Source organism: Allopontixanthobacter sediminis (genome assembly GCF_009828115.1).
GTDB lineage: Bacteria > Pseudomonadota > Alphaproteobacteria > Sphingomonadales > Sphingomonadaceae > Allopontixanthobacter > Allopontixanthobacter sediminis.
Genome location: NZ_WTYL01000002.1, coordinates 350,945 through 365,693 on the forward strand (window position 1 = coordinate 350,945; position 14,749 = coordinate 365,693).

At 63.1% G+C, this 14,749-nt stretch carries 9 protein-coding genes; 8 read left to right on the forward strand and 1 reads right to left on the reverse strand.

Annotated features, from left to right (window positions below; genetic code table 11):
• Positions 1-36: 36 nt before the first annotated feature.
• From GRI65_RS07460 to GRI65_RS07480, 5 genes are all read left to right on the forward strand, one after another.
• Complete coding sequence (locus GRI65_RS07460) at positions 37-1,281, forward strand: TIGR04063 family PEP-CTERM/XrtA system glycosyltransferase (protein WP_160755906.1); 1,245 nt, start codon at positions 37-39, stop codon at positions 1,279-1,281.
• A 41-nt stretch (positions 1,282-1,322) separates the two neighbouring features.
• Complete coding sequence (locus GRI65_RS07465) at positions 1,323-2,591, forward strand: hypothetical protein (protein WP_160755907.1); 1,269 nt, start codon at positions 1,323-1,325, stop codon at positions 2,589-2,591.
• A gap of 314 nt (positions 2,592-2,905) precedes the next feature.
• Positions 2,906-7,573, forward strand: coding sequence for a glutamate synthase large subunit (gene gltB, locus GRI65_RS07470; RefSeq protein ID WP_160755908.1), 4,668 nt, complete (start codon positions 2,906-2,908; stop codon positions 7,571-7,573).
• Between the two features lie 15 nt (positions 7,574-7,588).
• Complete coding sequence (locus GRI65_RS07475; protein WP_160755909.1) at positions 7,589-9,025, forward strand: glutamate synthase subunit beta; 1,437 nt, start codon at positions 7,589-7,591, stop codon at positions 9,023-9,025.
• A 303-nt stretch (positions 9,026-9,328) separates the two neighbouring features.
• Positions 9,329-11,962: a TonB-dependent receptor gene (locus tag GRI65_RS07480; RefSeq protein ID WP_160755910.1), complete on the forward strand. Its 2,634-nt coding sequence runs from the start codon at positions 9,329-9,331 to the stop codon at positions 11,960-11,962.
• A gap of 64 nt (positions 11,963-12,026) precedes the next feature.
• On the opposite strand, the gene GRI65_RS07485 is transcribed toward GRI65_RS07480, so the two are convergent.
• Entirely contained in the window at positions 12,027-12,722 is a 696-nt protein-coding gene (locus GRI65_RS07485) for a uracil-DNA glycosylase (protein WP_160755911.1), read from the reverse strand.
• A 79-nt stretch (positions 12,723-12,801) separates the two neighbouring features.
• On the opposite strand from GRI65_RS07485, the gene GRI65_RS07490 reads away from it, so the two are divergent.
• From GRI65_RS07490 to GRI65_RS07500, 3 genes are read left to right on the forward strand one after another with little or no spacing between them, the layout of a single operon-like run.
• Positions 12,802-13,419 carry a ribonuclease D gene (locus tag GRI65_RS07490; protein WP_160755912.1) on the forward strand — a complete coding sequence of 206 codons (618 nt, stop codon included), beginning with the start codon at positions 12,802-12,804 and terminating at the stop codon, positions 13,417-13,419.
• Between the two features lie 24 nt (positions 13,420-13,443).
• Positions 13,444-14,103 (forward strand): LPS export ABC transporter periplasmic protein LptC, encoded by a 660-nt coding sequence (locus tag GRI65_RS07495; RefSeq protein WP_160755913.1) that lies wholly within the window; start codon positions 13,444-13,446, stop codon positions 14,101-14,103.
• A complete protein-coding gene (locus tag GRI65_RS07500) occupies positions 14,103-14,690 on the forward strand; it encodes an LptA/OstA family protein (protein ID WP_160755914.1) in 588 nt (195 codons plus the stop codon). The genes GRI65_RS07495 and GRI65_RS07500 overlap by 1 nt, the downstream gene beginning before the upstream one ends.
• The last annotated feature ends 59 nt before the right edge of the window (positions 14,691-14,749 follow it).

The window sequence follows — 14,749 nt, forward strand, 5'->3', positions numbered from 1 at the left end:
ACGCGGTGTTAAGGATGCTGCGGTAAAGAAATCCGCATGACCCGCGTGCTTCATGTCCTCGACCATTCGCTGCCGATGCACAGCGGTTACACCTTCCGTACCCGCGCCATCATGCGCAGCCAGCAGGCCGCCGGTATCGACGTGCGCGGGATTACCGGGCTGCGGCATGAACCCGGCGAAGCAGCCGCCGAGGTGCATGACGGGCTGATGTTCCACCGTACACCGGGCGCGGCAAGCGGCCCGGCGGGAATGCGCGAATGGCGCGAAGTTGCCCGGTTTGCGGATGCGATAGGCAAGCTCGCCGACGGTTGGCGGCCCGATATCCTCCATGCCCATTCGCCTGCCCTGTGCGGTCTCGCGGCGATGAAGGTCGCCCGCGCCCGAGGCATCCCGCTGGTCTACGAAATCCGCGCCTTCTGGGAAGACGCCGCCGTCGGCAACCGGACCGGACGCGAGGGATCGATCAGGTACCGTGCCACCAGGGCGCTGGAAAACCGCGTCGTGGCGGGCGCGGACGCCGTGTTCACCATCTGCGAGGGGCTGCGCGACGACTTGATCGGGCGGGGATTTCCAGGCGGGAAAATCGGTCTCAGTCCCAACGGCGTCGACCTGACCCTGTTCGGCGATCCACCGCCGCGCGATGACCGGCTGGCATCCGAACTCGGCATCACCGCCGGTGCGCCGGTCATCGGCTTCATCGGCAGCTTCTACGATTACGAGGGCCTGGACGACCTGATCGCGGCCATGCCGCTGCTTCGGGCGCGCCATCCCGGCGCACAATTGCTGCTGGTGGGCGGCGGACCGATGGACGGCGCGCTCCGCGAACAAGCTGCGGCCTCCTCAGCCTCCGATGCCATTATCTTCACCGGCCGGGTGCCGCACGACCAGGTCGAGCGGTATTATTCGCTGGTCGATATCCTCGCCTATCCGCGCAAGCGCAGCCGCCTCACCGATCTGGTGACCCCGCTGAAACCACTGGAAGCCATGGCGCAGCGCCGGATCGTGGCGGCATCCGACGTTGGCGGGCACCGGGAACTTATCAAGGACGGCGTCACCGGCAGCCTGTTCCCTGCTGACGACCCGCAGGGCTGCGCCGATGCGCTGGCCGACCTGATCGATGCGCGCGCCGATTGGGACGCGATGCGCGGGCGCGGCGTGGACCATGTTCGCCGCTACCACGACTGGGCTCTCAACATCCCGCGTTATCAATCCGTTTACCATCACTTGTTACGCCATGTCCCGCGGCACGAATTGCAGGGGGCCGTGCCGGACGCGGCATGATTCGGGCGTTTGATCGTTCGGCCCAAACAGGGACAACCGAAGTGGCATCCAAAGTGGCATCGAGAATTAACCCGGCCAAGGCGCCGATCAGCACCCATCCGGCGTTTCCGGCCATCGTTGCCGCTTGGTTCGGAAGCCTGCTCGGCATCGGCAGCCTGATCGTACCCGCGGCTTTGTTCGAACAGGCCGCTGCCGCTTCCAGCCTGACTGCGATCATGCCTGCGGCGGAGGCCCCGCTCGGGTCCACCGCGCGGCTGCTGATCGCTGTGACCCTGGCAGTAGTCGGCGGGTTCGCCGGCCTGTTGCTGGCCCGCCGGATCGACGCAGCCAACCAGTCCGAGCCTGCAACGAGCAGCGAATCGCAGACCTATGAAATCAAGGTACCGATCTCTGCGCTAGAAGAACTTGGTGCTGCCAGTCTCGATCAGCCGGTCGAAGGCCGGCGCCGGGCGGTGTTCGCCGCTGGTGAGCCGGATGACGACAACATCATGGACGTCGCCGCGCTGGAATATGGTCATGATCTAGCAAGCGCGGAATGGGCGGATGAGGAAGCCGAAGAGGTTTCCGCAAATCTCGAGATGACGCTGCAAGGCTTCGATTTCGAAGTCCCGGGCGTTTCGCGCTCGGAAGATGTGTTCGTTGCCGACACGCCAGACGAGGCGGCTGTAGCCATGAGTGAAGAACCGGCGTCATCCGCGGCTGCACAGGCTCCCATGACCGCCGAACAGCTGATCCGGCGTCCGCTGGACGAGCTTGGCATCGTGCAACTGGTGGAACGCTTCGCCCTGTCGCTGCAGCAGCGGCCCGCCAGCGCCTTTCACCGGGCCCCGCACGACCTGCCTAAAACCGCGCCTTCCGAATTCGCAGAGAACTATGCGGAGGAAGACGACTTCACCCCGTTACCGGCCAACTACCCCGCCGAGTTACCCGCCGCGCTGCGCCCGATCGATCTGGAACTCAATGCGGATGAAGACGAGTATGACGAGTGGGATTGGGACGAATGTACCGCAGACAATGAAGAAAACGAAGACAGCGAGGATGAGGAATTCAGTTCCTTGCTGGCGCTGAGAAAATCGCACGCGGAACCGCGCAAGAGCGTCACCCTGCCCGCCGACGACGAGTGCGATCTCGAAGATTCCGTCGCAGTATTTCCCGGCCATGAAAGCATGGCGCCGCGGCGCAGGTTCGATGCGCCTTTCTCGGTAACTCCGGCCGGTGCCGAGCCTGCCGGACCAGCAGGTGCCGATGAGACGGAGCGGACACTGCGCGGGGCGCTCGAACAGCTGCGCAAGATGAGCGGTACCGGCTAATCGGGCGGCGGCCGAATCGCGGCGGGAAACTCGCCCGGAATCGCCAGTTTAGTCCAGCATTACAGCCATCTCGGCCCGGGGGAGCGATCCACCGGGCCCTCGGCGCTGGACGGGCCCTGCCGATCCGCCGCGTCGATATTCTTTTTCGGGGTGAAAGATAAGTTGCGCCTCCGCAGTTGCAAAAACCACTTCGTGTCGTCAATAACGTGCAAAGCGACATTTTTGCTACGGCTGGGATCAGTGAGAGTCGCACTTCATTGCCGAGGGGGGTCCTGCAAGCCCCTGGCCCGGCACCTGACAGAACTGGAATTGGAATGGGCAACACTGCGCCCCTGCGTTCGTTTGAAATCGGCCAGAAGATCGGCCTCTATGATCCGCGCAACGAACACGATGCGTGCGGCGTCGGCCTTGTCGCGCATATCAAGGGCGTAAAAAGCCATTCAATCGTAACCCAGGCGCTCGAGATCCTGCACAATCTCGACCACCGCGGGGCGGTGGGTTCCGACCCGTTGCTGGGTGACGGCGCGGGTATCCTGCTGCAGATCCCCGATCCGCTGATCCGCAAATGGGCGGACAACAGCGGCCATGCCCTGCCCGCACCTGGCGATTACGCAGTTGCCATGTGCTTCATGCCGCAGGACCAAGCCGCCCGGGATTTCGTGACCGAGCGGCTCGAAAAGTTCATCGCCAAGGAAGGTCAGCGGCTGATCGGCTGGCGCGAAGTGCCGGTCACTACCGATGGCCTCGGCAAGACCGTGCTCGCATCGATGCCGGTGATGCGGCAGTGCATAGTCGCGCGCGGGGAGGACTGCGCCGACCAGGACGCGTTCGAGCGCAAGCTGATCGTGATTCGCAAGCAGACGCTCAACCCGCTGCAGGATCTCGCGGCAAAGCATGATCTGCCGGGTCTCGTCAGCATGTATATCCCGAGCTTTTCCAGCCGGACGATTGTCTACAAGGGCCTGCTGCTGGCGACGCAGGTCGGGTCTTTCTACGACGATTTGCGCGACCCTGACTGCATCAGCGCACTGGGCCTCGTGCACCAGCGTTTCTCGACCAACACTTTCCCGAGCTGGCGGTTGGCGCACCCCTTCCGCCTGATCGCACATAACGGCGAAATCAACACCGTTCGCGGCAATGTGAACTGGATGAACGCACGCCGCCGGACGATGGAATCCGAATTGCTCGGTCCTGATCTCGACAAGATGTGGCCGCTGATCCCGCACGGCCAGTCCGACACCGCCTGTCTCGACAACGCGCTCGAACTGCTCCTGGCGGGCGGGTACAGCCTGGCCCACGCCATGATGATGCTGATGCCGGAAGCCTGGGCCAAGAACTCGCTGATGGACCCGGCGCGCAAGGCATTTTACGAATATCACGCGGCGTTGATGGAACCGTGGGACGGCCCCGCTGCGGTAGCGTTCACCGACGGCCGCCAGATCGGCGCGACGCTGGACCGCAACGGCCTGCGCCCTGCACGATTCTGCGTCACCAAGGACGATCTGGTGTGCCTCGCATCGGAAAGCGGCGTGTTGCCGTTCGCCGAAGAGGATATCATCCGCAAGTGGCGCCTCCAGCCGGGGCGGATGCTGCTGATCGACCTCGAACAGGGCCGGATCATCGAGGACGAGGAACTGAAGGCCGACCTTGCGGAGGCGGAGCCGTATGCGAAGTGGCTCGACCAGGCGCAGTACAAGCTGGAAGACCTCGAGCATCTCGATCTCGAATATTCCGAAGTGCCCGAACACAGCACCCAGCTGCTCCAGCGGCAGCAGGCGTTCGGCTATACGCAGGAAGACGTCAGCAAATTCCTCGAGCCGATGGCGTCGCTGGGCGAGGACCCGATCGGGTCGATGGGTACCGATACGCCGATTGCCGTCCTGTCGGGTCGCAGCCGTCTGCTGTACGACTATTTCAAGCAGAACTTCGCGCAGGTGACCAATCCGCCGATCGATCCGATCCGCGAAGAACTGGTGATGAGCCTGCTGTCGATGATCGGCCCCCGCCCCAATTTGCTGGGCCGCGATGCCGGCACGCATAAACGGCTGGAAGTCAGCCAGCCGATCCTGACCAACCAGGACCTGGCGAAAATCCGCTCGGTCGAAAGCAGCCTCGACGGCGCGTTCCGCACCGAAACGATCGACATTACCTGGAAAGCCTCCAAGGGCGCCAAGGGGCTGTCGTTTGCGCTCAAGGAAATGTGTTGGGCCGCGACCGAAGCGGTGCTGCAGGATCACAACATCCTGGTCCTCTCCGACCGGGCGCAGAGCGAGGACCGGATTCCGATCCCCGCCGCGCTCGCCACCGCTGCCGTCCATCATCATCTCGTCCGCCAGGGCCTGCGGATGCAGACCGGGCTGGTCGTCGAAACCGGCGAAGCGCGCGAGGTGCACCATTTCTGCGTTCTGGCGGGTTACGGCGCGGAAGCGATCAACCCCTACCTCGCCTTCGAGACGCTGGACCAGTTGCGCGAGCTGAAATACCCCGACCTCACCGCCAAGGACGTCGAGAAAAACTACATCAAGGCCGTCGGCAAGGGCATCCTCAAGGTCATGTCCAAGATGGGCATCTCGACCTACCAGAGCTATTGCGGCGCGCAGATCTTCGACGCGGTCGGCCTCAGCAGCAAGTTCGTGGACACCTATTTCACCGGCACCGCGACCACCATCGAGGGCGTCGGGCTGCTCGAAGTGGCGGAAGAAGCGGTAAGCCGCCATGCGGTCGCTTACGGCGATAACCCGCTCTACCGTTCGATGCTGGATGTCGGCGGGGTCTATCAATACCGCCTGCGCGGGGAAAACCATGCCTGGACCCCGGCCAACATCGCCGACCTGCAGCATGCCGTGCGCGGCAACAATCCCAAGAACTACGCCGATTTCGCAAAATCGATCAACGATCAGGCGGAACGGCTATTGACCATTCGCGGGTTGATGGAACTGAAGCCCGCGAACGAACCGCTTGCCCTCGACGAGGTCGAACCGGCGGTGGAGATCGTCAAGCGGTTCAGCACCGGGGCGATGAGCTTCGGATCGATCAGCCGCGAAGCGCACACCACGCTGGCGGTGGCGATGAACCGCATCGGCGCGCGTTCCAACACCGGCGAAGGCGGCGAGGAAACCGACCGTTTCACTCCGCTGCCCAATGGCGATTCGATGCGTTCGGCGATCAAGCAGGTCGCCAGCGGACGGTTCGGTGTAACGACCGAATATCTGGTCAATGCGGACGATATCCAGATCAAGATGGCGCAGGGTGCAAAACCCGGCGAAGGCGGTCAGTTGCCCGGCCACAAGGTCGACAAGATCATCGGCGCGGTGCGCCACGCGACTCCGGGCGTCGGCCTGATTTCGCCGCCGCCGCATCATGACATCTATTCGATCGAAGACCTTGCCCAGTTGATCCACGATCTCAAGAACGTGAACCGCACGGCGCGCATTTCGGTCAAGCTGGTGTCCGAAGTCGGCGTCGGCACGGTCGCCGCAGGCGTTTCCAAGGCGCGCGCGGACCATGTGACTATCTCTGGCTACGAAGGCGGCACCGGCGCATCGCCGCTGACCAGCCTGACCCACGCGGGCAGCCCGTGGGAAATCGGCCTCGCCGAAACGCAACAGACACTGCTGCTCAACGATCTTCGCAGCCGGATCGCGGTACAGGTCGACGGCGGTCTGCGCACCGGGCGCGACGTGGCCATCGGCGCTTTGCTGGGCGCGGATGAATTCGGCTTCGCCACCGCCCCGCTGATCGCGGCGGGCTGCATCATGATGCGCAAATGCCATCTCAACACCTGCCCGGTCGGCGTGGCGACGCAGGACCCGGTGCTGCGCGCCCGCTTCACCGGCCTGCCCGAACATGTGATCAACTACTTCTTCTTCGTGGCTGAAGAACTCCGCGAGATCATGGCAGAGATGGGCTTTGCGACCCTCGACGAGATGGTTGGCCGGGTGGACCGGATCGACATGCGCCGGGTCGACCGTCACTGGAAGGCTCAGGGCATCGACCTGACCCGCCTGCTCCATCAGGTCGACCTGCCCGAAGGAACCCCGATCCATCACACCATGAATCAGGAGCACAATCTCGAAGGCGCGCTGGACAACGACCTGATCGCGGCGTGCCAGCCGGCGCTGCTGCACGGCGAACCGGTCCAGCTCAGCCGCGAAGTGCGCAACGTGAACCGCACGGTCGGCGCGATGCTGTCGGGGGAAATCGCCAAGGCATACGGCCACGCAGGGCTGAAGGCCGACACCATCCGGATCAATCTGAACGGGGTTGCGGGGCAGAGCTTCGGCGCGTGGCTCGCCTATGGTGTCACCCTCGACCTGACCGGCGACGCCAACGATTACGTCGGCAAAGGCCTGTCGGGTGGACGGATCATCGTGCGCCAGCCGGACGGCGTTTCCCGGGATCCGACGCAGAACATCATCGTCGGCAACACCGTCCTTTACGGCGCGATCGCCGGCGAAGCCTATTTCGGCGGGGTCGCGGGCGAACGTTTCGCGGTGCGCAATTCCGGCGCGGTCGCGGTCGTGGAAGGCGCGGGCGACCATGCCTGCGAATACATGACCGGCGGCGTGGTCGCGGTGCTGGGTAGGACTGGGCGCAATTTCGCCGCGGGCATGTCCGGCGGGGTCGCCTATGTCTATGACGAGGCTGGAAATTTCGCCGATCTTTGCAACCAGGCACAAGTCGACCTGCTTCCGGTATCGGCTGTACCCGATGTCGAGGATGGCACCGGCCGGCCGCAGCAGCGCGGGCGCAGTGTTTCCGATGCCGGAATGGGCGACATGCTGCGTCACGACGCGGAGCGGCTAAAAGTGCTGGTGGAGCGCCACAAGCTGCATACCGGCAGCGCGCGGGCGACCTATATCCTCGACAATTGGGACGAATGCCTGCCGAAATTCGTCAAGATCATGCCGCGCGACTACGCCGCTGCGCTCCGCCAGCTCGAAGCCGAGCGGGACGAAGCGGCAACCGTGGCCGCAGAATAGGACAGGACCCGACCGATGGGCAAAGACACCGGATTTCTCGAAATCGACCGCAAGGACCGCGTCTATGCGGACCCGCAGGACCGCCTGAAGCATTACCGCGAGTTCGTTATCCCGCATGACGAACCGACACTGAAATTGCAGGCCGCGCGGTGCATGGACTGCGGCATCCCCTATTGTCACAACGGCTGTCCGGTGAACAACATCATCCCGGAATGGAATGAACTGGTCTATCGCGGCGATTGGAAGAACGCGCTCGAAGTGCTGCATTCAACCAACAATTTTCCCGAATTCACCGGCCGCATCTGCCCCGCCCCGTGCGAGGCGGCGTGCGTGCTCAACATCGTCGATTCGCCGGTCACGATCAAAAGCATCGAATGCGCGATTGTCGACCGCGGGTGGCAGGAAGACTGGATCAAGCCGCAGGTTCCCGCCCATCAGACCGGTAAATCGGTCGCGGTTGTGGGGTCCGGCCCGGCGGGGATGGCCTGCGCGCAGCAGCTCGCCCGCGCCGGCCACAAGGTCACCCTGTTCGAGAAGAACGACCGGGTCGGCGGATTGCTGCGGTACGGCATCCCCGACTTCAAGATGGAGAAGCACCTGATCAACCGCCGTGCGGTGCAGATGGAAGCGGAAGGCGTCACCTTCCGTACCTCGGCGGAAGTCGGCGTGGATATCTCCTTCAAGAGCCTGCAGGAAAATTTCGACGCCATCGTGTTGTCGGGCGGCGCGGAAGAAGCGCGGCCTCTGGAAATCCCCGGGGCGGAGCTTTCAGGCGTCCGGCTGGCGATGGAATTCCTGACCCAGCAGAACAAGCGCAACGCCGGCGACGACGAACTTCGTGCGGCGCCGCGCGGTTCGCTCACCGCGACGGGCAAGCATGTGATCGTCATCGGCGGCGGCGACACCGGTTCCGACTGTGTCGGCACGTCGAACCGGCAGGGCGCGGCCAGCGTGACCCAGCTGGAAATCATGCCGCAGCCGCCGGAAAAGGAAGACAAGGCACTGACCTGGCCCGACTGGCCGCTGAAAATGCGCACCTCCTCCAGCCACGAAGAAGGCGCGGCTCGCGACTGGTCCGTGATGGCAAAACGGGTGATCGGAACGGACGGCGATGTCACCGGCCTCGAATGCGTCCGTCTGGCGTGGGACGGCGGTAGGATGCAGGAGGTCGAAGGCAGCAATTTCGTGCTCCCCGCCGACCTGGTGCTGCTCGCCATGGGCTTTACCGGCCCGAAGAAGCACGGACTGCTCGATCGGGCAGGCGTCGCCCTGACGGACCGCGGTGCAGTCGCCGCCAATGAGGATGATTACGCGACGAGCGAACCGGGTGTGTTCGCCTGCGGCGACATGCGGCGAGGGCAAAGCCTGGTGGTCTGGGCGATCCGCGAGGGCCGCCAATGCGCCCGGAGCGTCGACATGGCACTGATGGGGGCCAGCGAACTGCCGCGATAGGATCGCGTCAGACGCCACAGGGCGCGCAGTTGGTCAATCAAGTGCGGGGCTCTAACGGCCACGCTTTGCAGTGTCTCTGAGGATACGCTCGTGGTCATTCGCCGGTTAGCGCACGGAACCTATTGACACCGGTGTCTATACATGTCTTTTCTTCTGCGGGAGCCTTCACAGGTTGAGCAAAGGTGGCGTGTCGCCAGAGCCATCCGGAAAGCCATCTCACGAATTTTCGATTTTCGATCAGTTATACAGAATCATAAAAACAGCCGGGCGAAATTGACACCGGTATCAAGGGAGAGAGAAGCGATGCGCAAGTTGTTGCTGGTGTGCAGTTCGGTCATGGCACTTTCGGTTGGTTCCCAAGCTGTTGCGCAGGATGCTCCGGCACCCTCAACCGTAGCGGACCCGGACGAGGCTTTGGTGGATGATGATGCGATTATCGTGTCCGGCATCCGCGCATCGCTGGCGAAAGCCGCCGACATCAAGCGAAATGCCGATCAGGTGGTCGATGTCATTACCGCTGAGGATGTCGGCAAACTGCCCGACGCCAACGTCGCAGAAGCCTTGCAACGCGTCACCGGGGTCCAGATCACCCGCGTCTTCGGCGAGGGCCAGGCGGTCAACATTCGCGGCCTCCAGCAAGTCCGTGTCGAAGTCGATGGTCGCACGCTTCTTGGCTTCTCCGCTCGCGTCTCGCCACCGGAAAACGACAATCTCGGCCGTTCATCCGGGCTCGATTCCGTCCCTTCTAGCCTGTTCGGCCGGCTGGAAGTGCGCAAGTCACCGCTCGCGAGCCAGGTAGAAGGCGGCCTTGGCGGCTCGGTCAATCTGGTCACGCCCAAACCGTTCGATTTCCGCAAGCCAACCGTATCGGTCCGCGCCACGGGAACGTATTCTGCCGAATCGGAAAAGTTCGAACCGACGGTCACCGGATTGTTCACCACGACTTTCGCCGATGGGAATATCGGCCTGCTGCTGTCAGGCGAATACCAGAAGCGCACGTCGAAATTGCAGCTGTTCGAACGCAACAACTGGCTTGAACGGCGTAATGGCGGCACTGAAACCTTGTTGGCACCGCTTCAGCTGCAATATGAAAATGTCGAGATCGACCGCTCGCGCATCGGCCTCAACGGAGCGCTCCAGTTCCGGATCGGCGACGACTTCGTGCTTACGGCCGATGGCCTCTATTCGAAGGTCGAGGCCGACCGCACGAACCAGGCGATCACCTTCTCCCTGCCAACCAGCTCCACCGCACTCATCATCCGCGACGCGGTGAACGAAGATGGCTACCTGGTTGCCGGCGAGGCCACTGGCCGGATACGCGTGCAGAACCAGCGGCGCGAAGACCCGACCGCCAACTACCTGTTCGGGCTCAACGGCAAATACGACAACGGCCGCCTGACTCTGGAAGGCGATGCCTATTACAGCCGGGGAACGTTGCGCCAGAAGATCGAAGTCGTCGTTCTCGACAGTCTGACCGGCGTGATCGGAAACTACGATTTCCGCGGCGGGCCGGTGCCAAGCCTGACCCTGGAACGGCCAGCCGGGACCGCGTTCGATCCGAACAATCCCGCCAATTACGTCATCCCCACTTCGGGCACATTGACGCTGCGAGCCAACCTGCTCCCGGCCAATCTCGAAGAATACACCGGTAAATTCGATGTGGGTTACGAATTCGATGGCGGTGTCAGCCTGCGGGCCGGGGTCCGCTATGTCGACTTGCGGGCCGATTCGGATTCCTATCGCAGCCGCGGGCTGGCGACACGCGCGGAACTGGAACCCTTTGCCGTGCCGGGCGATCCCGATTTCCTTGGCGGGATCGACGGAAATTTCCCGCGCGAGTTCTTCACCTATTTCCCCGATCCCGATTTCCTGATCCCGCGTGTGTTAGCCACCGAACCTCCTTTGGCAAGCGAGGAAGCCAGCCCCAACGGCTATCGCCGAAACGCGTCGCGTGATTACGACCTGCAGGAAAAGACGCTCAGCGGGTACGTCATGTTCGATGCCGAGGGCGAATTGTTCGGCCGTCCCGCCAGAGCAAATGCGGGCGTGCGAATCTCCGCGACCGATTTCACCGTCGACACCTTTTCGCTGATCAACAATATCCCGGTGCTGACCACCGACACCAACAAATACACCAACGTGCTGCCGAGCGCCAATCTGGTGGTCAACGTTACCGATGACTTCCTGGTCCGGGTGTCGGCATCCCAGACGATCCAGCGCGCGGGTCTGGCCGATCTGGCGCCAAGCACCTTCATCAATCCGACCAACCTCACCTCGGGCGGCGGCAACGCCCAGCTCACCCCGCCGATTTCGTCCAACCTGGACTTGTCGATGGAATACTACACCGGCGGAAGTTCGCTGATTTCCGGCGCGCTGTTCTACAAGGACGTCGAAGATTTCATTGCTACCGGTACGATAGAGGAAACGCTGACGATCGATGGCAACACCGATGTCTACCAGACCTCCCGCCCGTTCAACATCGCGTCGGCCAAGGTGCGGGGTTTCGAGGTCGGTGTGACCCAGTTCTTCGACTTCCTGCCGGCACCTTTCAACGGCTTCGGCATCATTGCGAACTACACCTATGCCGACAGCGAAGACAGCAACGGGTTCCCGCTGGTGGCGACATCCAAGCACAGCTACAACCTGGTCGGACTGTTCGAGAAGGGTCCGGTTTCGGCCCGTATCGCGTATAATTGGCGCGACGATGCGGTGTTCGAATTCACCCAGGACCGACCCAGCGTAATTGCCGCGCGGTCGCAGCTCGATGCCCAGCTCGGGATCGACCTGACCAAGCGAATAGGCCTTTCGTTCCAGGCGCAGAATATTTTGCCGAAGGATTCCGCTACGGTCGAGATCAGCAATTTCAATCCGACCGCGATCAACAGCTATGCGCTGTCCGAAAGCCGCTATTCTGTCGGAGTACGCGCCAAGTTCTGATTGCCCTGCGGGTTGCCGGGCATGGCCGCCGTCCCCCCCCCCCCCTGGAGCGGCGGCCTTTGCTTTATCGGTGTGGTGCCGACCAATCGACAGCGCCGCGGCCGTTCGCTTCAAGAAACGCGTTGGCGCGGCTGAAGGGCTTCGACCCGAAGAAGCCGCGATGGGCGGACAGCGGACTGGGATGGACGGATTTCAGCACGAGGTGCGGTCCGCCCTGCGCCAGTTCCGGAATGCGCTCCGCCTTGGCCTGTGCGTGATTGCCCCACAGGATGAACACGCTTGGCTCGGTGCGGGCTGCAGCCGCTGCCACGGCGGCGTCGGTAATGGCTTCCCAGCCGCGCCGGGCATGGCTACCAGCCTGACCCGCCTCGACCGTCAGCGAGGTGTTCAGCAACAGGACGCCCCGGCGGGCCCAATGATCCAGATTTCCGTGTGCCGGGCGCTCGATGCCGAGGTCGAGCGCCAATTCCTTGTAGATGTTGACCAGCGAGGGCGGCATCTTCGCTTCTTCCGGCACAGAAAAAGCCAGGCCGTGCGCTTGCCCGGGCCCGTGATACGGATCCTGACCTAGAATGACGACCTTCACCGCGCCCAGCGGGGTCAGGTCGAACGCCCTCATGCGTTGGCCGCGCGGCGGGAATATCGGCTTGCCTGCCGCTTCCTCCGCCGCCAACCAGTCAGCCAACCGGTGCGCTTGCGGTGCGGCCAGCGCGGGTGCCAGCGCATGGCGCCAGCTTTCAGGGACGGGATCATCGGCCATCCTGCCTCCCTAACCGCGGCGCGTCGGCACCACCAGCTAGCACTTCCCCTCTTTCCCCAATCCGCCTAAGGCACCCGGCATGGCAGTATATTTTCATGAAGAAGACCTCCCCGAAGGCGTGCTTGCGCCCGGCCCGGTCGCCGTCGACACCGAGACCATGGGTCTGGTCACGCCGCGCGACCGGCTGTGCCTGGTGCAGATCAGCGATGGCGGCGGGGATGAACATCTCGTCCGGTTCAATGTCGGCAGTGCCTATGATGCGCCAAACCTGAAGGCGGTGCTGGCGGATCCTGCGCGGATCAAGCTGTATCACTTCGCGCGGTTCGATCTGGCTGCAATCGCGCATTACCTCGGGGTGCAGGCCACACCGGTGTTCTGCACCAAGATCGCCAGCAAGCTGACCCGGACCTATACCGATCGGCATGGCCTCAAAAATCTGGTCAACGAACTGCTCGGCGCGGAGATTTCCAAGCAGCAGCAAAGCTCCGACTGGGGCGCGGCTGAAATCAACGAGGCGCAGCGCGATTACGCGGCGTCGGACGTGCGCTTTCTCCATCGGCTGAAAGACATTCTCGAAGTTCGCCTCGAACGCGAAGGGCGGACCGCCATGGCGCAGGCCTGCTTCGATTTCCTGCCTGCCCGCGCCGCGCTCGATTTGGCCGGTTGGGCGGAACACGATATATTCAGCCATATGTAACCCGGCGAAGCCCACACGAATGTCATGAGTGCCCGAATTGAAACCAGCGAAGCTAGGCAATTGCGCTCCCGGCGCCAGGGCTTTGCTGCGCCCGGCGGTTCGCATGACCGGCTGGTCGGCTTTCTCGCCCGGGTACTGCCCATGGCGGTCGGGGTGCTGGCGGCGTTCATGGTTATCACCCCGCTGTCCCCGCGTGGCGAAGTCAGTTTCCTGCTCGATCGGAGCAAGGTGGCGATGATCGACGAACGGCTTCGGGTCGATAACGCCATGTACCGCGGCAAGGACAATGAGGGGCAGCCATTTTCCCTCACCGCCGGGGAGGCCGTCCAGCGTTCGGGCGTGGAAGGGATCGTGCGGATGCGCGACCTGGTCGCGCGAATCCTGCTGCCGGAAGGGCTCGCGCGCATTCGCGCCGAAGGCGGTAGCTTCGATATCTCCGAGGATGTGGTAAAGGTGAACGGACCGCTGACACTGACCGCCGCGGATGGTTATAACATGGTCGCGAATGGCGTCTCGATTGACCTGCAGTCCAAGCAGGTGGTCGGTGCGGGCGGCGTTTCCGGCAGCGTCCCGGCGGGCACTTTTTCAGCCAACCGGCTCGAGGCGGACCTTCCCGCGCGGACGGTGACGCTGGAAGGAAATGCGAAAATGAAGATGATCCCCGGTAAGCTGAGGATGCCGTAATGACAGGTAACAACGCGCTAGCGCAAACTCTTTTGCTGAAAACTGCCGGCCGCTGGGGCGCAGCAGGCTTCCTGCTGACCATCGCCGCATTCGGGGCGGCGTTCGGCGGAATGTACAGCCATGCCCAGGCGATCGCAGCGCATAATTCCAACGCACCGGTCAATTTCGGTGCCGACCGGATCGAATTGCAGGACCGCCAGAACCGCGTTGTGCTGTCCGGCAATGTCGATATCACCCAAGCTGGGCTGCGACTGCAGGCGGCTCGTACGCTGGTCAATTATACCGACGCCGGATCGCTCGATATTCAGCGGATTACCGCCACCGGCGGGGTGCAGGTCACGCGCGGAGACGAAGCGGCCCGCGGCGATGTGGCAGTGTATGATTTTGGCCGCCGGATCATCACTATGGCCGGCAATGTGCGGCTTCGTCGCGGCGGCGACACTCTCGATGGCGGCAGGCTCGTCATCGATTTGCGGACCGGAGTATCCAGCGTGGACGGCAGCGCCAGCGGGTCGTCATCAGTTACCGGCACCACTAATCAAAGCGGCGGCCGGGTGACCGGAACCTTCAGTGTACCTCAGGACTAGGCACAGACGGGCTCAGCGCAGCTTTCCGCAGGGTTTCCCGCTGACCAGTCCAGACCCAG